Raw genomic sequence first — 19,671 nt, forward strand, 5'->3', positions numbered from 1 at the left:
GGCCGTGCGTCTTGCCTGCGTCGATGCGTATCATGAAAGCTAAATCCCGCGGTATGAGAGGGGGCAACTTTGGACGCAAGTGAGAAGTGCACTCCTGATTTCGAGCGGCTATTGTCTGAGGCAGGTCTATCCGAGCGTGAGGCAGAAGCTTTACGTACCGTTGCCCAAGGACTGACTGCTGAGGAGGCAGGGCAGCTCATGGGGGTGACCCCCTCGACCGTTGGCACCTACCGACAGCGCGGATACAAAAAACTTGGTGTCTCCACGCGATCAGAATTCTTGAGTATTCCACAGGCGAGGGCCGAGGCGGCCTCGGCCGCACGGAATGCCGATGCGGCAAATACTGCCAACAACACACTAGCCCCTGATTGCTCAAGTGCAGCGATTTCGCACAGCAGGAAGAACGCATGCGCCACAAGAAAGATTGTCCTCGCAACGCTTGCGTGCTTGGCATTATCGTTGATCGCACTATTGCTTTTGCCAGCCCATTCCTTCGAGGATAAAGGCTACCTAGATTCCCCCTCCGGAACCATCTCCACAGACTATGGCGACCTCCCAAATGTGGTTGGCATGCGCGCGGACGCAGCAGCTTCTGAGGTCGCTCAGGCGGGCTTTTGTCCCTTATTTGAAGCGCAGACATCCGAGTTACCTTCGGGCAAGGTCCTCGAAATCAAGAATGTGAAAAGCGCGGCGGGACTTGGGGCGGGCGTCTCCGCCTTCTCCTGGGGAGAGGGCTGCACTTCCGGCTACAACTTGAAGGGCGGCTGGAAGGCAAGCGTGGTATTAGTGGTAGCGACCTAACCGCTCATCCAGTCAAACGCCCCGTCTGCGAGCCAATCTATGTAGCATCTTTCGCTTGTGACAGATTTGCCACAACCTAATTCGCTACTTTGTAGCCGCAACGCGTTGCACAGCAGCAATGATTACTACGAAGGGATGGGCCTATGCTTGATTTCGAAAGTACAAATGTATCGCGGAGAGAGCTGATCGCTATCGCAGCGAGTGCATTTGCACTGGCGACAATTTCGCCCAACGTAGCAAGAGCAGAGGAGGCTGGCGCCTCGGATGCATTATTGATTCCAGGAAGTGAGGAGGCTCGTTGTCGGTGGGAAGGGGCCGTCAGGCGAGCGGCACTTCAAGGTGAGCCTGTATATTATGGCCTCGAAGATGAGGCACAACGGGTATTTCCCGGTGCATCTCGAGCCATTGGATCTCAGCGTACCGTAAGCGCTTCAAAGAACCTGATGATTGCAGGTCTACCGAACACCATTATCATTTCCGCAAATTATGGGGTAACTTCGGCAGGGAAGATATCACCATTTAACTGGACTGCTATCTATATCTCGGCTGGCAGAATTATTAGCTCAAACTACAATCGGGCAATACTTGATGGCGGAAGAACGAATGCCATCTATTATCACGCAGAAATGCGCGACGTAGCTGATATCTCAACCTATGTTGGAGATTTCTACTGTGAGTTTTACGCTTCGTTCACCGGGCATTTTTACTAAGAGCAATCGAGGCGAGTGGCCATGGTATACGGGCTTGGATTTCCTGGGCTTATCATCACGTATCTCGTGACATATGCACCGGTGCTTATATGCATTGTTGTTGCTGTCATGGCAATTGCATTGCTGCTAAGAAATAGGCGCCACTAGTCCCTAACGACTAACATCCTGAGGTAGATTCGCGCTCTTCTCGCGAGAACTTGTGAAAATTACTCGATGAACACTCGAAGCCAGCACATCGTGGCAAATAGAGGGTTCCATGAGCGTTTGCTCTGCTATACTTCTCTAGTTGACCTCGCCGTGTCTGGTGCGGAACCCCCACTTCCCACCTACCTAGTTCTTAAGAGGCCTCTAGGAACAAGATTTTTGAAAGGATCCGCACCGTGGCAAACATCAAGTCTCAGAAGAAGCGCATCATCACCGCCGAGAAGGCCCGTATGCGTAACAGGGCTGTCCGCTCCGAGCTGAAGACCTACGTCAAGAAGGTTCACGCCGCCGTCGAGGCTGGCGACATCGATGCCGCCCAGGCTGCCGCAAACGCCGCCTGCAAGAAGCTCGACAGGGCTGCTGCCAAGGGCATCATCCACAAGAACCAGGCCGCCGACCGCAAGTCCGGCGTCCAGAAGCTCGTCAACTCCATGAAGTAGAGTTCCCTCTCTCTGAGATGAACTGAACTTTGGGAGCCCGGCCGAAAGCCGGGCTCTTTCTTTCTCTTCTTGTGAGAAGAGCAGGTCGTTCGGCTGGCCCCACCCCGGAGTGTCTCTATGCTCCGCAGATGGTCGCGATGAGTGAGAGGAACGCGGAGTCCGAGTCTGCAGACCCCTTGAGTGCTCGCTCGCAAGACGCGCAGGCAGTAAGGTCGCGCTCTAGCTCGCCTGGAGCAAAGCGACGAGCCCACCGCACGTAGTTCCTCACCTGCCAGTCCTGCTTGCCAAGCGCACGAGCGACGCCTTCGCCCTCGCCACGGGTGTCAAGAGCCCGGGCGCAGATGAGCTCACGGACACGAATGGTCACCAGGGTGAGGAGCCCCACCTGCGAAGAACCCCTGAGTAGCGCAAAGAGCTCCAATGAGCGTCGGACGTCCTTCTCGCTCAAGCGATCGAGAAACTCCCACGGCTTGACCTCCGCCACGCGAGCGACGCTGGCCTCGACGTCCGCAAGGGTCACCTGGCCCTGCCCTCCCTTGAGCGCCGAGAGCGTGCGGAGCTGCGTGTCGAGCATGGTGGTCGACTCCCCCACGCGATCCACGAGCGCGCGGGCAGCATCCTGGTCGATGGCAAGGCCATGAGAGCGAGCAAGCTTCTGAACGTACCCGGGGAGGTCCCTCCTCGTTGCCGGCGTGCAGTCGATGACTGCCTTGGGGCCAACCTTCGCAACCGCCTTGTAGAGGCGCGTTGACTTTGCCAACGTGGTTGCCGAGAGCAGCAGCGTGCAGGCTGGGTTGGGGTCCTTCAGGTACGCGACAAGGGCTTCTGAGACAGGCTTGGGGAGCTTGTCGGCGGGATCGATGATCACAATTCGGGGAGAGTTGCCCACGGGCATCGTGTTGAGAGACGAGATGACGCTGGTTGGGTCCGTGTCTGCCGTAGGCGCAATCTCGTCCAGGTTGAAGGCAGCCAGCCCCTCGTCGAGGTAGCCCTTGAGGCGCGTGATCGCGCTCTTGCGCTTGAGCTCGTCGGCTCCAACCACCAGATATGCCGGCAGCAGCTTTGCCGTCTTTGCCATGCATTCCCTCCATCATGTTGACCTCCCTACTTTGCCACAAACCGGACCGCCTCACAGGCCAGATACCAGAGCCGCCGCACTCCCGCCGGACGTGCGCTCCGACGAGACCACCGGACCCCTTGCACCGGGCCTCACCGTTACCGTCCCCACGTCCTTGGTACAGAGAAAGACCGAGTCTGCACCCTCTAGCGCATCCACGCACTCCTCGCGCGGGTGACCGTACTTGTTACCCTCACCGGCACTCGCAACGGAGACCTCTGGGTCGAGAGCCGCCGCCTCTTCAGACGTGAGAGAAAGCTCGGAGCCGTGATGGCCCACCTTAAGAAAATCGATGTCGCCCACGTCTCCTCTGGCAAGGCAAGCCCCCGTCTCGTCTCTCTCGGCGTCTCCGGTGAGAAGAGCAGATAGGCCGTTGCCGTTGTGCTCGTAGGTAAGCGCAAGCTCCAGCGAGTCCGCGTTCTCGCTACCATCGACGGGCTCGGTTGGCGAGACAACGCGCAGTGAGAACGAGCCGGCACGAATGGTGTCCCCGTAGGAGATCTCCTCTGCCGCGTGCCCCGAGAGCTTCGTGATGCTTGCCGAGAGGTCTTCGGGAATCTGATCTGTGACTCCCCCAGCCACAAGGACGCGATTGCATCCCACGCGTCCCACCAGGTCGTCCACGCCTCCTACGTGGTCGTCATGGAGGTGCGTGAGGACAATCGCATCCAGGTGGATTATCCCCTGCCGCGCGAGCGCCTGCGATACCTTCTCGTCTGGTCCCGTGTCCACAAGCACTGCTGTGCTGCCATCGGCCACGAGAATGGCGTCACCCTGCCCCACGTCCAGCACGCAAACTCTTGCGGGCTGCAAGAGGCACAGGCCCAGCAGGAGGGCAACGGATCCCCCCGCCAGAGCCGCAGCGCCACGCAGAAGGATGCGCTTGCGAGGAGTGGGCCAAACCCCGTAGAGCGCCGCGCTTGCGGCGCAGAGAATCGCGAGCATGGGGGCCGCGCTTGCCTCCATGGGCAAGCAAGCCAGCGGAAGCCTCGCCAGGGCGCAGAGCACCACACAGAACGCCTGGGAAACTCCTTCTGCGGCGGCAAGAACCGGGAACTGCAACGCCGAAAGGGGCGTGAGCGCAGCTGCCGCCAAGCCCAGAGAGACAAGGCATGCAAAGAGCGGCGCAAGCACCAGATTCGCAAGCGGCGCGATGAGTGACACCTCGCCAAATGCGGGGCAGGTCAGCGGCAGCGTGAAGAGCTGGGCGACGAGGGATACCCCTAGGGCGTCGCAGATGTTGGATCGCAGGCGCCCCAGGGTGTGGACCAACGCCGGCTGACCCCTGCCGGGATGCCTTGGCATGCGCGTGAGTACGTCAAGTTCATGACTCACGTAGCTCCCAAAGAGGCAGATTCCCACCACGGAGGCAACCGAGAGGAGAAACCCCAGCTGTCCCGAGACGTATGGGTCGAGAAGTGCCATGGCAAGTGCGGCCGCGCATGTGGAGGAGAGGGCATGGGACCTTCTCCCCACAAGGGACCCTCCAAACGAGACGCAGCTCATGATGCCGGCGCGCACGGCAGACGCAGGTGCCCCGCAGAAGACGATGAAGAGCGCAATCACACCCAGGGCGAGGGAGCCTCGCACGCCTGGCCCCAGCCTCGTCTTACCAAGTAGTGCCGCCAGGGTTCCCGCAAGAATCGCCAGGTGCCCTCCGGACACCGCTACCAGGTGGGAGACACCGCAGGTCGCGAATGCGTCATCCAGCCCACGGGAGCGTATGGGGGCGCGGTCGCCGCAGACGCTTCCGGCAAGTACCGCCGCCCCATCGGACTCGTCTGGCGAGAAGGACGCGAGCACCGTCTGTCTCATGCGCAGCACGGCGCCGAGGGACCCACCCACCTCCCGCACAGCCGTCACATGCACGACCGAAACCGTGCCTGCAAGCCCCTGCATGCGCGATGAAACGCCCCACTCGTCATCGCCGTTTGGCTTGAAGCGACCCACGCACGAGACCATAGAGCCGCATTCGAGCCGGGTCGGCGAACTGAGCCAGACCGCCCCCACCTTGCCGCCACTCTCGTCGAGCACGCGAGCGCGACCCCACCAGCCACGTCCACCCTCGGCCATGTCGCCCTCGACCTCGAGGCCCCACGCCGAGACGGGTGTCGTCGAAAGCGCCTCTGCGGCCGAGTTCACGCGCCCGAGCGCGAGCCACCCTAGAAGTGCGCCGACGAGCACCGAAGCAAGAACGAATGGCAGCACAGCGGGCACATCGGCCACGCCCCGACCCATCGCCTTGCGCATCATGGCCAAGACCGCAAGCAGGCAGGCACCAACCCCAACTCCCACTGCCACCGCAATCGAGCCAAACGATCGCGGCATCCCAAAATGCAGGACCGCCCGTTCCGCCAGGATGATCGCCACAAGCCCCCAGAGTGTTACGGGAATGGCAGGTCGCACGGGCATGCGGGCGTCCGCCTCACGCGACGGCACCGCAACGATCGCAGTCACTCCCCCTCCTCCCTCAGACACGGATCTTGTCCTTGAGCTTGGCGAACTTCTTCTCGCCAATACCCGAGACGCGCATGAGGTCCTCGACACTCGCAAACGCGCCGTTTGCCTCGCGGTCTCGGATTATCTCTGCGGCGGTTGCCTCCCCCACGCCAGGAAGCGTGGTGAGCTCTGCAGCGGCGGCAGTGTTGATGTTAACTACGACGTCTCCCACCTCGCTGGATGCTCCACCCGGAGCCTTCCCAGGCGCCGGGGGCACAGCCTCTCCCGCAGTGACAGCCTCATCTACAGCGGGCACGTGGACCTTCTCGCCATCCGAGATTGGCTCGGCAAGGTTGAGGCATGAAGTGTCCGCGCCCTCCACGAGCCCACCTGCCGCCCCCACAGCATCATTGATGCGCAACGCTGTACCCTGGAGCCGATAGACGCCGGGCGCCGCCACCATGCCGTCAACGTGAACCACAATAGTAGGCGGTTCATCGCTTGCGGCGTCGACTGCAGAGGGGGCATCTCCGTCCTGCGATGGGGATTCATCGGAGGCAGTCCCGGCTGCCACGGAACTCTCGCCTCGCTCTATCGAAAACGAGCTTCCCGGGGAACCCCAGACAATCTGAACGCCTGCAATCACCGCGAGAACAGCAACAAGGGCAATTCCCGCCACGCCTGCCTTCACGGCAGGAGCGAGCCCGGCTCTTCTCGCCAGAATTCGCGCCTTGCGATGCGCGCGACCGCCGTGCTTCCCGCCTGGTCTCGATTCCTGCGCCATTCCAACCACCCCCACTCCGATGATGAGGGCGGTTGAATGGAGCCTTCTCAAACATCTGAGAAAGTCCGACACGGAGCCGACAGCCTGCAGGCACGTACCTTTCAGATTATGTTGTTACCGCAGGAATACAGATCTGGGGGAAGCCCTCTTCCTGTTATCCCGCAACGCCATTCGCAGCGTTTTCGCAGGTGTGAGCGGCGGAAATTCTCGACGCGGCCAAAGGGGCGTTCCGGAGTGTCAACGCGTGTCCTCAGGTGGCACAGGATGCAGAAGGGCGAGCTAGGGCGAGAGCCGTACGCCCCAAGAGGGGTTCCGACGGGATTATGTACGAGGAGTGGATTAGGGTGCCGTTTTGTCGCCGGAGGGCACGATCCCGCAGCTGTTACGTACAAAAATGCCGCCCCGGCGCCACACGGGCGGCGGAGCGGCACCTTATGCGGAAAAGAAGCGAGGTGTTACTCGGCAGGCGCGTCATCCCTCGGCGCAAGCGATGAGTGGTGCGCGCGCAGCGGCCCCTTGGGCGCATGGTAGCTCGGGCACTGCGGGAAGTCCTCGTACTCGACGGAAGCCACCAGGGCGTTCACCATGGCCTCGTGGTCAAAGAGCTCCCAGGCGTCGAGAACCTCGCGCATGCGCGCGTGCGTCTCCGGGCGGCGCGGCATGAACAGCGTGCAGCAGTCCGGTGCCGTCTGGGACGAGATGTCGTAGGTCCCAAGCTCCTGTGCCCGACGGATGATCTCCTGCTTGTCAGAGCCAATGAGCGGCCGCAGCACGGGAATGGTGACGGCCTGGTTCACCGCCGCAATGTTGTCGAGCGTCTGCGATGCCACCTGACCCAAAGACTCGCCGGTCACGATGGCCTTTGCGCCCTCGAGCTGCGCGATCCTCTCGGATACCTGGTACATGACGCGTCGGTACATGATGATGCGCAGGCTCTGCGGCACCACCAGGGAAATCTGCCGCTGATACTCGCCAAAGGGCACCACGTACATGCGGCCCACCACGCCAGACGGCGCCAGTGCATCAACGATATCGCGGCACAGGTACTCGCTGGTGTCCGAGGTCATGGGCCTGCCCGAGAAGTGCACGGGGATGCAGGTGGCGCCGCGACGGCCCACCATCCACGTGGCCACCGGCGAGTCGAACCCGCTCGAGAGGAGCGTCACGACCTTGCCGGCCGTCCCCACGGGCAGCCCGCCCACACCCGGCATGGACGCGGCGTAGACAAAGGTCGAGCCCTGCACCACGTGCACCACCACGGTGACGTCGGGGTCGTGCATCTGCACGAGCTTGTCGGGGAATGCCTCGCACAGCGCAGATCCCACGATGTGGTTCATGTCGATGCTATGCACGGGGTACGTGGTGGAGCTGCGGCGCGCGTGCACCTTGAAGGTGGAGAAGTCCCCAGCCTCACGAAGTGCGCGGACGGCGGCAGCGTTGTACTCGCCCTCATCGAGCCCGCACTTGTAGGCAAGCGAGACGCGCGCGACACCGGGCACCTTGGAAATGGCGTGCGCCATCTCCGGCGTAGCCATGCGGTCCTCGGACTCGACAACGATGTAGCCGGAGATGCGCTGGATGTTGGCGATGGGAAACGCCTTGAGCGCACGATGCAGGTTGGTCACGAGCTGGTTCTCGAAGGTTGAGCGGTTCTTCCCCTTGAGACCGATCTCGTGGTAGTGGACCAGGCAGAGTCTCTCGGTCATGGCCTACTGAATGCCCGCGTTCTCGCCGCGAATGGCCTCGTCGAAGTCATCCTGGACAAAGCCAAGGGTGCCGTCGGCAATCTCGCCCATGGCGATGGAGACCGAGTCCTTGCCGGACGCGACGGTTGTGATGTCGTCGAAGTCCTGGATGGCCGTCACGCGAAGGTGCTGGCCACGCAGCATGTTGTTGATGTCGCAAGCGCGCTTGGAAGCAACGGAGCAGAGCAGGAACGGGTTGTGCTCGGTCCTCTCGAGCAGGGTGTCGATCTCGGGCTTAATCACTGACATCTTTGGTAGATCCTCCATTTGACTCGTACAGGTCGATGGTGCGCTCCAGCTCTTGTGCGGCGCGCTCGAGGTCATCGTTCACGATCCTCACGTCGTAGGACTCGCCCATCTCCATCTCGCGCCGTGCGTTCTCGAGACGGCACTCTATAGAGGCCTCGTCCTCGGTCCCGCGGCCGCGAAGGCGGTGCTCAAGCTCGTCCATCGAGGGCGGCTCGATGAAGACGAGCACGGCATCCGGATGGATGCGGCGCACGTTGAGGCCCCCCTGGACATCAATCTCCAGGATGAGCGACCTCCCTTCGGAGAGGTTCCTCCTCACCTCCGAGAGAAGCGTGCCGTAGCGATGCCCGTGCACGTTGGCCCACTCAAGGAACTCGCCCAGGCTCACCCGGCGAGAGAACTCGGCATCATCCATGAAGTAATAGGAAACGCCGTCGGCCTCCCCGGGCCTGGGAGGCCTTGTCGTAGCGGAAACCGTCAGGCCAAGCGAGGGGCGATCGCCACGAACCTTCGCGACCAGCGTTCCCTTGCCCACGCCTGACGGCCCAGATACAACGAAGAGCCTAGCGGAGCGCTCCACTACTTGGAGAGCGCCTCGATGAGCTGCTCGCGCTGACGGGCACCAAGACCCTTGACGCGACGGGTAGCCGAAATGCCAAGCTCATCCATAATCTTGGCGGCCTTAGCCTTACCATAGCCGGGGAGGGACTCGATGAGCGCGGAGACCTTCATGCGGTTGGCAATGGGGTCGTCGGAGTCAAGGACCTCCTCGAGGGTGACCTTGCCGCTCTTGATCTTCTCGCGAAGCTCGGCGCGCTCATGGCGAGCCTGGGCGGCCTTCTCGAGGGCTTCCTTGCGCTGCTCATCGGTAAGCTGGGGTAGAGCCATTGTTCCTCCAAACATCGAGACAAACTGTTGTGAGGGGCTGGGAGGGAACCTACGGGCCGCCCCAGCGACACAACTAGCTAGTTTGCCAATTCCTCGACCAGTTTACAAGCCCTTTGTGACTACTAGCAGCAGGAATGCAGCCTACACACAATCAGAGCGACACAAAGAGCGGCTTGGGTAACACACGGGCTCCAAGACACGAGCCTTCCGCAATGCAGCCTAGTGGCAAAGCTCGTCCACGATGGCCCGCATGGCGGCAGCAGGGTCTTCTGCCTGCGTGATCGGGCGTCCAACCACAAGCTTTGAGGCGCCGGCGGCGATGGCCGCTGCGGGCGTTGCAACGCGACGCTGGTCACCCACGGCGGCACCGGCGGGGCGCACGCCGGGGGTCACGATAAGGGCCTCTGGCCCGAGAAGCGCGCGCATCTCTGCCGCCTCCTGCGGCGAGCACACGATGCCGTCCGAACCGGCACCCACGGCCAAGCTCGCGAGGCGTGCAACCTCCTCCTTGAGCGGGCGCTCGATGCCAATCTCCTCGAGCGAGGACTGGTCCATGCTCGTGAGGACGGAAATCGAGACAAGCTGCGTACGCTTGCCGCCGCGCTCCTTGGCGGCGGCCTCGGCGCCCTCACGCGCGGCAGCGACCATGGCAGAGGAGCCCAGCGCGTGGATGGAGAGGATGTCTGCGCCAGAGAGCGACGCGGACTCCACCGCGCCCCTCACCTGGAACGGGATGTCGAAGACCTTGAGGTCGAGAAAGACCGAGAGCCCGCGGTCCTGCATGGCGCGCACAATGGAGGGACCCTCGCGGAAGAAGAGCGTCATGCCCACCTTAACCCACGAGGCCACACCCGAGAGGGTGTCGGCAAGCTCTATGGCGCGGTCGCGATCGCAGTCCAGCGCGACGATGACGGCGTCGCGTGCCTCGTTCTCGCTTAGCATTCGAAGGCTCCAATCAGCTCGTTGATGTCATTCACGCCCTGCTCGGCAGCCCAGGCCTCGAGCTCGTCGAGGACGCGGGAAGCCGCGGCGGGGTCGTAGAGGTTGGCGGTGCCCACAGAGACGCTGGTGGCGCCGGCAAGGATCATCTCCGCGGCGTCCTCGCCCGAGGCCACGCCGCCAATGCCGTTGATGGGGATGCTCACGGCCTGCGCAGCCTCCCACACCATGCGCACGGCAATGGGGTGGATGGCAGGGCCGGAGAGGCCGCCCGTTGGCCTCGAGAGCCTCGAGCGGCGCGTGTGGACGTTAATGGACATGGCGTTCATAGTGTTGACCAGCGAGAGCGCGTCCGCACCGGCAGCCTCGCAGGCGCGGGCAATCTCGCCCACGCGGGCAGGAGCCAGCTTCACGAGAAGCGACTTCTTTGTGAGAGGTCGCACGGCAGAGACAACTTCCGAAGCGTCCTCGGGCGTACCGCCGAGCAGACGGCCGCCGCGCGCGAGGTTGGGGCACGAGATGTTGACTTCGATGCCCGCCGCCCACGGTGCCACCTCGTCGAGAAGCTCGACCGATCGGCGGCACTCGTCAACAGAGTGGCCCACCGCCTGCACGATCACGGCGCAGCCACGCGACGCAAGCCCACCCAGGTAGTCCCCGTACTGCTCGACAAAGGCACGGGCGCCAGGGTTCTCGAGGCCCACCGAGTTGAGTATCCCCGAGGAGACCTCGCACACGCGAGGAGCAGGGTTGCCCGGCCAGGGCTCGGCCGCCACGCCCTTGCAGGTAACGGCACCAAGGCGGGCAACGTCATAGAAACCCTCGAACTGCCATGCGTGCCCAAAGGTCCCCGAGGCGGTGTTCACGGGGTTCTTCATGCGAATGCCGCCCAGGTTAACGGCCATGTTCACGTTGCTCACCACGCCACCTCCCCGGCGTCGAAGACGGGCCCGTCCATGCAGCATGAGCGGCTCGTGCCGTCGCGCATGGCCACGTTGCAGCAGCTGCAGGCGCCAAAGCCACAGCCCATCATGCGCTCAAGGGAGGTCTGGCAGGCAATGCCCGCGCCCTCGGCGAGACGGGCCACCCCCGCCATCATGACGGTGGGACCGCAGGTGAGCACGGCGTCATAGTTGCGCTTGGCGAGAAGCTCTGCCATCGCGTCGGTGGTGAAGCCCGCGCGCCCAAAGCTGCCGTCGTCGGTACACACAACCACGCGGCTCGCGGGGTCTGCCGAGGCAGCCTTTTTGAGCAGGTCCACGTCAACGCCCACCAGCTTGGAGCCGCGTTGGGCGCCAACCACTGCGTCGAAGGTACGCCCCGCAGCCGCCAGCATCTCTGCCGCGGCAAGCACGGGCGGAAGCCCAATGCCGCCGGCAACGAGAAGCGCGCGGCCCTCTCCGCCAGGAATCCTCCAGCCGTGGCCGCAAGGGCCAACCAGCGTGGATGTGTCACCCGGCTGCATGAGCGAGAGCCGGCGCGTGCCGTCGCCCACAACGGCGTACTCGATGCGAACGGTTCCCGCCGCAGAGTCTGCGCGGGAGAACGAGAGCGGCACCCTCAGCACCTGCGAGGGGTCGCCCGGCACCGAGATCTCGACAAACTCACCCGGCGCGAGAAGGGCGACCACTTCGCTCTTAAAGACCATGCACCACACGCCCTCTGCGACCTGCTCGTTGGAGACAACGGCAAAGTCGAAGAGACGGGCGCGGGCGCTGTCCCTTGTCGCCTTCACCTAGGCCACCACGCCGTTGGCTAGCGTGCGACGGCCGTCCACAAAGACGTCGGTCGCCTGGCCGGTGAGGTGCCAGCCCATGAAAGCGGAGTTCTTGGACTTGCCCACCAGGTAGTCCGGTGTGACCTCGAACTCTGCCGTGGGGTCGATGAGCGTGAGGTCTGCCGCAGAGCCGCGCTCGATGCGCACGGGGGCAAGGCGCAGGATCTGCCTGGGGTTCACGGCCATGACCTCCACGAGGCGCTTCCAGCTCATACGACCCGTGTTCACGAGCTTGGTGAGCATGAGCGGCAGCGAGGTCTCGAGGCCAACGGTGCCAAAGAAGGCAATCTCCCACTCGCAGTCCTTCTCGTGCGGCGCGTGCGGCGCGTGGTCGGTCACCACGCAGTCGATGGATCCGTCGAGAATGCCCTCGTCGAGCGCCGCCATGTCCTCGGGGGTGCGCAGCGGCGGGTTCATCTTGAGGTTGGTGTCGTAGGCAGGGGTGATGTCATCCTCGTTCAGGAACAGGTGGTGCGGCGTGACCTCACAGGTCACGGGCAGGCCCTCTGCCTTTGCCTTGCGCACGAGGTCAAGGCCCTTTGCCGTGGAGATGTGCGCGATGTGCAGCGGGCAGCCGGTGAGGCGGCACAGCTCGATGTCGCGGTAGATCTCGAGCTCCTCGCCAAGCGCGGGCCAGCCGAACATGCCCAGGCGCGTGGAGGCCTTGCCCTCGTTGATCACGCCGTGCGTGGTGAGCGTCTCAATCTCGCAGTGGGCAGAGACAACGCGGTCGAACTGCGAGACGTACTCCATGCAGGTGCGCATCATGCCTGCGCTCTGCACGCCGTGGCCGTCATCGGAGAAGGCGCAGGCGCCCTCCATGACCATGTCGCCGATCTCGGCGAGCTGCTCGCCCTTCTCGCCAGCCGTAAGCGCTCCGATGGGACGCACGTGGCAGAGGCCTGCCTGGCGGGCGTGGTCGAGCTGGTAGCGGATCTCGGCGCCGGTGTCGGTCACCGGGTCGGTGTTGGGCATGGTCGCCACGTCGGTGAATCCGCCGTGTGTTGCCGCGCGGGCGCCGGTCTCGATGGTCTCCTTGTACTCGAAGCCGGGATCGCGGAAGTGCACGTGCATATCTACAAGGCCGGGCACCAGGTACTTGCCGCGGGCGTCGATGACCTCGCAGCCCTCGGGAGGCTCGAGGCCCTCCCCCACGGCAGCGACCTTGCCGTCGTCGATGAGCACGTCGCAGACGCTATCGAGGTCGACCTGCGGATCGACCGCGTGCGCACCCCTAAGCAGAAAGGCCATTGTTCTCTCCTCCCAGAAGCAGGTACATCTCGGCCATACGCGTTAGTACGCCCGCGTTGACCTGATTAAGGATGCGCGAGCGCGCGCAGTCGGCTACGTCGGCGTTAATCTCCATGCCGCGGTTCATGGGGCCCGGGTGGCAGATGATGGCGCCCGGCTTCATGCGGTTAACGCGCGTCATGTCAAGGCCATAGAGGCGGTTGTACTCGCGGCGGGACGGGATTGCCGCGCCCTCCATGCGCTCGAGCTGCACGCGCAGCATGTAGACCACGTCCATGTCCTCGATCACGTCGTCGAGGCTCGCCGTCTGCGGGCAGCCAAACCAGTCTGGGTCGTCCACCTGGAAGGTGGGAGGGCCAACGAGCGTGACCTCGGCGCCCATGGTCTTGAGCGCGGGAGCCAGCGAGCCGCACACGCGGCTGTGCGCCAGGTCGCCCACGATGGCAACCTTGAGGCCGTCGAGGTGGCCAAAGTTCTTTCGGATAGTGTAAAGGTCGAGCATTGCCTGCGTGGGGTGCTGGTGCTTGCCATCGCCGGCGTTAATGACCACGGCGTCGGTGTTCTCGGTAATGCGCTGCGGCGTGCCCGCGAGCTTGGCGCGGCACACGAACATGTCGACGTTCATGGCAGAGATGGTCTGGATGGTGTCGGCGAGGCTCTCGCCCTTGACCACCGAGGAGGTGCTGCCACCCATGGAGAGCGAGTCTGCCGAGAGGCGCTTCTCGGCCAGCTCGAAGGAGCTCTTGGTGCGCGTAGAGGGCTCGAGGAACAGGTTCACGATGGTGCGGCCGCGCAGCGCCGGCACCTTCTTGATGGCGCGGTTGTTCACCGACTCGAACGACGCGGCGGTGTCGAGGATCTGCGTGATATCGTCCGCCGTGAGGCTGTAGGTGTCAATGAGGTTCTTGACCGAGAGCATTACCTCTCCCCTCCCTCGATGCCCCAGATCTCGACGGCGTCGTGGTCGTCGAGCGGACGCGCGCACACGCGCACGTCCTCCTCGTGCGAGGAGGGGACGTTCTTTCCAACGTAGTCAGCGCGAATGGGCAGCTCGCGGTGGCCACGATCGACCATCACGGCAAGCTGGACCGACTTGGGGCGGCCGTAGTCCATAAGGGCGTCGAGCGCCGAGCGCACGGTGCGGCCGGTGTAGAGGACGTCGTCGACCAGGATGATGTCCTTGGAGTCAATCTCGAAGGGAATGTTGGTGCCGTGGACCACCGGCTGGATGTGGCGCATGACGTCGTCGCGGTAGAAGCTGATGTCGAGCGAGCCCACCGGGGGACGCGTGCCCTCGATCTTCTCGATCTCTGTCGCAAGGCGGTTGGCAAGGGTCTCTCCGCGACGAATGATGCCAATCACCTGGATGTTCTCCGAACCCTCGTTGTGCTCGATAATCTCGTGAGCGATGCGCGTGATGGCGCGCTCCATGGCCTGCTCGTCCATGATGACGGCCTTGAGCCTTGGCTCTCCCATAGGACTCCCTTCAAGAAAAAAGATGTCCGAACCGACGTAAGCCGGCACGAGACATCCCATGATGGAAGGCCATGTGTCTGGGTTGGTCGCAGGCGTTGGCTGTGCGAACTCCCCTGGGCCTTGCGGGCATCTCGTGCGCGCTTAAAGGTCGTGGACACTTTACCACGAACTTCCGGCATGCGCGACAACTATGATGCCCGCCTCGCGATTCACAGATGAGACAAAGGGACAGTCCCTTTGTCTCATCAATCTTGGTCGAGGGAACGGTAGGCCTCGCAGACCTCGTCCGTCTCGCCAATCATGCGCATGTGGCCCTTCTCGATCCAGCACACGCGGTCGCAGATGCGTTCCACAAGGCTGATGTCGTGACTCACGAGAAGGACGGTCACGTTGTCTGACTCGACCAGCTCCTTGATGCGGCGCTCGCACTTCTGCTGGAAGAGGAAGTCGCCCACGGAGAGCGTCTCGTCGACGATGAGGATGTCTGGCTCGGTCACCGTGGCGATGGCGAAGGCGATGCGCGCAACCATGCCCGAGGAGTAGTTCTTGAGGGGCATGTCCATGAAGCCGTCGAGTTCGGCGAAGTCGACGATGTCCTGGAAGTGCTCGTCGATGAAGTCCTTGCGGTAGCCCAGGAGCGCGCCGTTGAGGTAGATGTTCTCCTTGGCCGTGAGCTCCATGTCAAAGCCCGCGCCGAGCTCGATGAGCGGCGCTATGGTTCCGTGGACGTTGACCTTGCCCGCAGAGGGCTCGAGCACGCCCGCGATGATCTTGAGCATGGTCGATTTTCCGGACCCGTTGGTGCCCACAAGGCCAAAGGCCTCCCCGCGCTTGACCTCGAAGGAGATGTGGTCGAGCGCGCGGAACTCCTTGAAGGTGAGCTCGTGCTTTGCAGCAGCGATGAAGTACTCCTTCAGGGAGTTGAACTGCTCGGAGGCAATGTTGAAGATCATCGACACGTCATCGGCGAGAACGGCCGTGGGAGCGTCCGCTGGCGGCACGGGCGGGCGCAGGAAGCCATACTTGCCCGCAACGATGATCCAGCGCTCGACGTTGCCCTTGAAGCGCCCATGCGAGTCCTCGATGTCGACGGCGATGCGGTAGCGGCCGGGACGCTCTGGGACGAACTCCCACGTGTACTCGGGGACGGTGTGGCCCACGCGCTCGATGGTGGAGTCGAAGTCGCCCTTCTCCCAGCTGCCGTCGAGGTTCCAGACGTAGTTGCAGAGGAAGTCTTCTTTCGCGACTCCTCTAAAGTGAGGCGTTACCTTGAGCTTGTCACCAACACGAATGGATGTTGACGAGAGGCCGAGAAAGACGCTGCCGCCGTTGTCCAGTTTGAGCGTGTCCTGCACGTATGCCACCTGACCTTACGGTTTGGGCCGTGCGCGGTCGCGCGAGGCAACCGCTGGCCAAAATGCTAGATGAAGAGAATGAAACGACGCTCCCGGGTACGAAAGACAAAATAACCCAGCACAAGCGAAACCAAAGCCCACACGACGCAGCTCACGACCACCTTAACGGGCGGAATGGTCGCGTAGATGACGGTGTCGCGCATAAAGGTGACAAAGTTGTACATGGGATTCACGTACATGAGGACACGAACTGCGTGATAGGGAACCTGTTCGATCATCGAGACCGGCCAGAAGAGCGGCGTTGCGTACATCCAAGCCATGAGGAGAACGCTCCAAAGGTGGATGAGGTCGCGAAAGAAGACGGCAAGCGCTGAGAGGAGCAGAGAAAGCCCCACGCAAAAGACCATGAGCAGCACGATACAGATGGGTGCAAGCAGCATGACCGGCGTGGGGGCAACGCCCTCCCACAACATCACAACAACAACGGCAATGAGCGAGAAGAGGAAGTTCACCAGAGAGAACAGGACCTTCTCGACAGGAAAGACAGCCTTCTTCACCCGCACCTTCTTGAGCAAGGGCGCCGCATCGATAATCGACATCATTCCGGCGTTGGTCGAGTCCGCAAAGACCTGCCAGGTAATATTGGCAACAATGAGGTAGAGCGGGTAGTGCTCGATGTTGTCGTAGCGCAGGAAAAACGAGAAGACAAGCGACATAACAAGCATCATGAGGAGCGGGTTGAGCACGCTCCAGATGACGCCCAGGACGCTCCGGCGATACTTGAGCTTGAAGTCCTTCGTGACAAGCTCGCGGAGGATGAAGACGTCTCGCTTGCCGGCGGGGTACCACGCGTCACGCGCCGAGGTAGTGTGCGCGGGAGCCGATGCTTCCTGTGCGGCCGGGGCCGTGACCTTCTCCGCGGGCTCAATGTCTGATGCCAAGGTTCCTCCTGTCGAAGGAGTATGCGGGCATGCGACGCCCGCCTGTGTTGAATATCCACAAGATGCTAGCACAGGGCTTGCCCTCTCACACAAACGGCAGAGGACGCTGGCCGGGCGCGACTTGGATTCCATTGCCGGGGAGATTAATCCCGCGAAAAAAACAGGCCAGATGACTGATTGCCATCTGGCCTGCGAAGTCTCTGGCTCCCCGGGCAGGGTTCGAACCTGCGACACGCTGATTAACAGTCAGCTGCGCTACCACTGCGCCACCGGGGAATTCTCAACGCGAGAAGTAATTATACGAATCACTCCGAGGGATGCAACCCTCAAATTGAACTTTTTTCTTTCCTCGCCCGGGCCTTGCCTGGACTTCGTCCGTCGGCCGCCGCTGACCCCCGTCCCTCGCTGGCCGCCGTCGGCCGTGACATGTATCATGGAGCCCGCCGGGCCAACCGCGTCCGACCGGCGCGAGCGCGCCGCACAGCAAGGCTCGGGGCGGTCCGGCCATGTACCCATGGAGACTGCCATGCCTATTGCGCCTGCCTGGAACTGCTCAAACATCGCCCTTGACCTCTCGCGCCCCCGCGTGATGGGCGTGCTCAACGTGACCCCGGACTCATTCTCCGACGGCGGCACGCACAACACTCCGAAGGCGGCGATTGCAACGGCGTCCCAGATGCTGGCGGATGGCGCAGACCTCATCGACATGGGTGGCGAGTCCACGCGCCCCGGCTTCACGCCGGTGCAACCAGACGAGGAGTTCCAGCGCCTGGAACCCGTGGTTCGCTGGCTCGTGCGCGAGGGCACGCTTGTCTCGATAGACACGCGTCACCCGGAGGTCGCGCAACGCTGCATTGACCTTGGCGCTCAAATCATCAACGACGTCACCGGCTTTTCTGACCCGCGCATGGTCAAGGTAGCCGCAACGTCGGACTGCGGCTGCGTGGTCATGCACTCAGGTCCCGTATCCGGCACGGCAACCAAGAGCTCGGCGGTCATGGCGTCTGCCGAGAAGGACGACCTGTCCGCACTCATGAACGGCGCCTCAGCCGGAAACCGCGCGTGGGAGGCCAGCGGCGACAAACCCCTGCTGCCCGACTCCAGCCACGTGATGTCACTTCTCGAGGGCTATCTCCTCGACCGCGCGCGCGACCTCAAGGCGCGCGGCGTCAGCGCCTCCCGCATCTGCCTTGATCCCGGCGTGGGCTTTGGCAAGAGCCCCGAGGACAGCATCGTCATTCTCCGCGCCACGAAAGACCTTGCCAGCCTTGGCTACCCCCTCATGTGCGCGGTGTCGCGCAAGCGCTTCGTGGGTACCGTGAGCGGCGTCGCAAGCGCCCCAGCGCGCGACGACGCGACCATAGGCATCTCGCTCGCTGCAGCAGCACGCGGCGCCCGCGTCCTGCGCGTCCACAACGTACCCGGCATGACGCAGGCGCTCGACGGCTTCTGGGCCGCGTCGGAGCCGTGGACCTCGCGCGTCACGCTGCTGCTCTCCCCCGCCGCCGAGAAGGACGTACAGCAGGCAATCGAGGCGGTCGACGCCATGCCCCTCACGCGCGTGAGGGGCTCCAACGCGAGCTTGCCTGGCGGGCAACTACAGCTTGAGGTAGAGACGGCGCTCGACCGCATCCCCTTCCAACATGAGCTGGACTCAGCACTCGGCGCAGCGGCAACCAAAGTTGAGCTTTCGCGGACCACCGCGCTCAAGTAGCAACAAACTGTGACGGACGCATGCAGTCTCTGCTCTCGTACTTGACTGTCTCGGCCCCTCTCCTCAACATGAACGATGTTCATGTTGACGTCATACATCCGGTGGGCAAGCCCGCCGATCGTTGGAGGGGACCGCAATGAGCAACTCGAAGGCTATCGAAAAACAAGAGACTATGCCACGTGGCATGCGCATCGGCGAGAGCGTCTTTGACATCGCGTACCTCATCTACGACCTTGTCGCAGCCATCATCTTCTTCACTCAGGCCAACGGTCGGCCCGTCTTCCTCCTCTACGGAGCGCTCACCCTCTGCCTTGGCGGCGGAGACGCGTTCCACCTTCTTCCCAGAGTCCAGATGCACCTCTTTGGCGTCCAGGATGACACGCAGCGCAAACTGGGGATGGGCACCGCAATAACCTCGGTGACCATGACGGTGTTCTACGTGCTGCTCTACTTCATCTGGAGGCAGATATTCCCGACAATCGAGGTCTCCCCCGCCGTTCCCGCGCTGATCTTTCTCACCGCTGCCGTAAGAATCGTGATCTGCTTCTTCCCGCAGAACGATTGGTTCTCGAACAAGGAGAACCTGCGCTGGTCCCTCTACAGAAACGTCCCCTTTGCCATCACCGGAATCCTTGTAATTGCTCTATTCGCCATCTCGGGTAACGCCGGCGGGTACGGCCTCTGGCGCATGTGTGTCGCCATCGCGCTCAGTTTTGGGTTCTACCTTCCCGTCACCTTCCTCGCAAAGCACAAGCCCGCAGTTGGGGCACTCATGCTCCCCAAGACGGTGATGTACATGTGGATTATCTGGATGGGTCTCTCACTTCTCAACGTGCTGTAG

The 19,671-nt window shown here is 62.7% G+C and carries 20 protein-coding genes and 1 tRNA gene; 5 read left to right on the forward strand and 16 right to left on the reverse strand.

Going from position 1 to position 19,671, the window contains the following annotated elements; translation table 11 throughout:
* The first annotated feature begins 69 nt into the window (after window positions 1-69).
* The 3 genes from NVS32_RS08735 to rpsT all read left to right on the forward strand — a co-directional run bounded on the left by NVS32_RS08735 (window position 70) and on the right by rpsT (window position 2,155).
* The gene (locus NVS32_RS08735; RefSeq protein ID WP_258499463.1) at window positions 70-801 is read left to right on the forward strand and encodes a helix-turn-helix transcriptional regulator; all 732 of its coding nucleotides are present in this window, start codon (window positions 70-72) and stop codon (window positions 799-801) included.
* 143 nt (window positions 802-944) lie between these two features.
* Entirely contained in the window at window positions 945-1,511 is a 567-nt protein-coding gene (locus tag NVS32_RS08740; protein ID WP_258499464.1) for a hypothetical protein, read from the forward strand.
* A 380-nt stretch (window positions 1,512-1,891) separates the two neighbouring features.
* Window positions 1,892-2,155 carry a 30S ribosomal protein S20 gene (gene rpsT, locus NVS32_RS08745; RefSeq protein WP_258499465.1) on the forward strand — a complete coding sequence of 88 codons (264 nt, stop codon included), beginning with the start codon at window positions 1,892-1,894 and terminating at the stop codon, window positions 2,153-2,155.
* Window positions 2,156-2,270: 115 nt separating this feature from the next.
* Here the strand turns inward: rpsT and holA are convergent, their stop codons facing one another.
* The 16 genes from holA to NVS32_RS08825 form a co-directional block, all read right to left on the reverse strand.
* Complete coding sequence (holA, locus tag NVS32_RS08750) at window positions 2,271-3,233, reverse strand: DNA polymerase III subunit delta (RefSeq protein ID WP_258499466.1); 963 nt, start codon at window positions 3,231-3,233, stop codon at window positions 2,271-2,273.
* Between the two features lie 51 nt (window positions 3,234-3,284).
* Window positions 3,285-5,729 (reverse strand): ComEC/Rec2 family competence protein, encoded by a 2,445-nt coding sequence (locus tag NVS32_RS08755; protein WP_258499467.1) that lies wholly within the window; start codon window positions 5,727-5,729, stop codon window positions 3,285-3,287.
* 13 nt (window positions 5,730-5,742) lie between these two features.
* On the reverse strand, window positions 5,743-6,390 hold the full coding sequence (locus NVS32_RS08760) for a helix-hairpin-helix domain-containing protein (protein ID WP_258499468.1): 648 nt from the start codon (window positions 6,388-6,390) through the stop codon (window positions 5,743-5,745).
* A gap of 560 nt (window positions 6,391-6,950) precedes the next feature.
* Window positions 6,951-8,201, reverse strand: coding sequence for a tRNA uracil 4-sulfurtransferase ThiI (gene thiI / locus NVS32_RS08765; protein WP_258499469.1), 1,251 nt, complete (start codon window positions 8,199-8,201; stop codon window positions 6,951-6,953).
* Between the two features lie 3 nt (window positions 8,202-8,204).
* Complete coding sequence (locus NVS32_RS08770) at window positions 8,205-8,489, reverse strand: DNA-directed RNA polymerase subunit omega (RefSeq protein WP_032111716.1); 285 nt, start codon at window positions 8,487-8,489, stop codon at window positions 8,205-8,207.
* The gene (gmk, locus tag NVS32_RS08775) at window positions 8,476-9,069 is read right to left on the reverse strand and encodes a guanylate kinase (protein WP_258499470.1); all 594 of its coding nucleotides are present in this window, start codon (window positions 9,067-9,069) and stop codon (window positions 8,476-8,478) included. The genes NVS32_RS08770 and gmk overlap by 14 nt, the downstream gene beginning before the upstream one ends.
* The gene (mihF, locus tag NVS32_RS08780) at window positions 9,069-9,377 is read right to left on the reverse strand and encodes an integration host factor, actinobacterial type (protein ID WP_059054191.1); all 309 of its coding nucleotides are present in this window, start codon (window positions 9,375-9,377) and stop codon (window positions 9,069-9,071) included. Before mihF ends, gmk begins: the two co-directional genes overlap by 1 nt.
* A 219-nt stretch (window positions 9,378-9,596) precedes the next feature.
* Window positions 9,597-10,319, reverse strand: a complete 723-nt coding sequence (pyrF, locus tag NVS32_RS08785) for an orotidine-5'-phosphate decarboxylase (RefSeq protein ID WP_258499471.1) — start codon at window positions 10,317-10,319, stop codon at window positions 9,597-9,599.
* Window positions 10,313-11,239 carry a dihydroorotate dehydrogenase gene (locus tag NVS32_RS08790; protein ID WP_258499472.1) on the reverse strand — a complete coding sequence of 309 codons (927 nt, stop codon included), beginning with the start codon at window positions 11,237-11,239 and terminating at the stop codon, window positions 10,313-10,315. Before NVS32_RS08790 ends, pyrF begins: the two co-directional genes overlap by 7 nt.
* The gene (locus NVS32_RS08795; RefSeq protein ID WP_258499473.1) at window positions 11,233-12,051 is read right to left on the reverse strand and encodes a dihydroorotate dehydrogenase electron transfer subunit; all 819 of its coding nucleotides are present in this window, start codon (window positions 12,049-12,051) and stop codon (window positions 11,233-11,235) included. The genes NVS32_RS08790 and NVS32_RS08795 overlap by 7 nt, the downstream gene beginning before the upstream one ends.
* Window positions 12,052-13,344 (reverse strand): dihydroorotase, encoded by a 1,293-nt coding sequence (locus NVS32_RS08800; RefSeq protein WP_258499474.1) that lies wholly within the window; start codon window positions 13,342-13,344, stop codon window positions 12,052-12,054. It lies immediately after the preceding gene.
* Window positions 13,328-14,263, reverse strand: coding sequence for an aspartate carbamoyltransferase catalytic subunit (locus NVS32_RS08805; protein ID WP_258499475.1), 936 nt, complete (start codon window positions 14,261-14,263; stop codon window positions 13,328-13,330). Before NVS32_RS08805 ends, NVS32_RS08800 begins: the two co-directional genes overlap by 17 nt.
* On the reverse strand, window positions 14,263-14,820 hold the full coding sequence (pyrR, locus tag NVS32_RS08810) for a bifunctional pyr operon transcriptional regulator/uracil phosphoribosyltransferase PyrR (protein ID WP_258499476.1): 558 nt from the start codon (window positions 14,818-14,820) through the stop codon (window positions 14,263-14,265). The genes NVS32_RS08805 and pyrR overlap by 1 nt, the downstream gene beginning before the upstream one ends.
* 245 nt (window positions 14,821-15,065) lie before the next feature.
* On the reverse strand, window positions 15,066-16,184 hold the full coding sequence (locus tag NVS32_RS08815; protein WP_258499477.1) for an ABC transporter ATP-binding protein: 1,119 nt from the start codon (window positions 16,182-16,184) through the stop codon (window positions 15,066-15,068).
* A 56-nt stretch (window positions 16,185-16,240) separates the two neighbouring features.
* Window positions 16,241-17,116, reverse strand: a complete 876-nt coding sequence (locus NVS32_RS08820; RefSeq protein ID WP_258499478.1) for an ABC transporter permease — start codon at window positions 17,114-17,116, stop codon at window positions 16,241-16,243.
* A 201-nt stretch (window positions 17,117-17,317) separates the two neighbouring features.
* Window positions 17,318-17,392, reverse strand: a tRNA-Asn gene (locus NVS32_RS08825).
* A gap of 250 nt (window positions 17,393-17,642) precedes the next feature.
* Between NVS32_RS08825 and folP the strand changes: the two genes are divergently transcribed.
* Window positions 17,643-18,830 carry a dihydropteroate synthase gene (gene folP / locus NVS32_RS08830; RefSeq protein WP_258499479.1) on the forward strand — a complete coding sequence of 396 codons (1,188 nt, stop codon included), beginning with the start codon at window positions 17,643-17,645 and terminating at the stop codon, window positions 18,828-18,830.
* Window positions 18,831-18,966: 136 nt separating this feature from the next.
* Complete coding sequence (locus NVS32_RS08835) at window positions 18,967-19,671, forward strand: hypothetical protein (protein WP_258499480.1); 705 nt, start codon at window positions 18,967-18,969, stop codon at window positions 19,669-19,671.

Origin of the sequence: Tractidigestivibacter montrealensis (assembly GCF_024741235.1) — a bacterium.
Classification (GTDB): domain Bacteria; phylum Actinomycetota; class Coriobacteriia; order Coriobacteriales; family Atopobiaceae; genus Tractidigestivibacter; species Tractidigestivibacter montrealensis.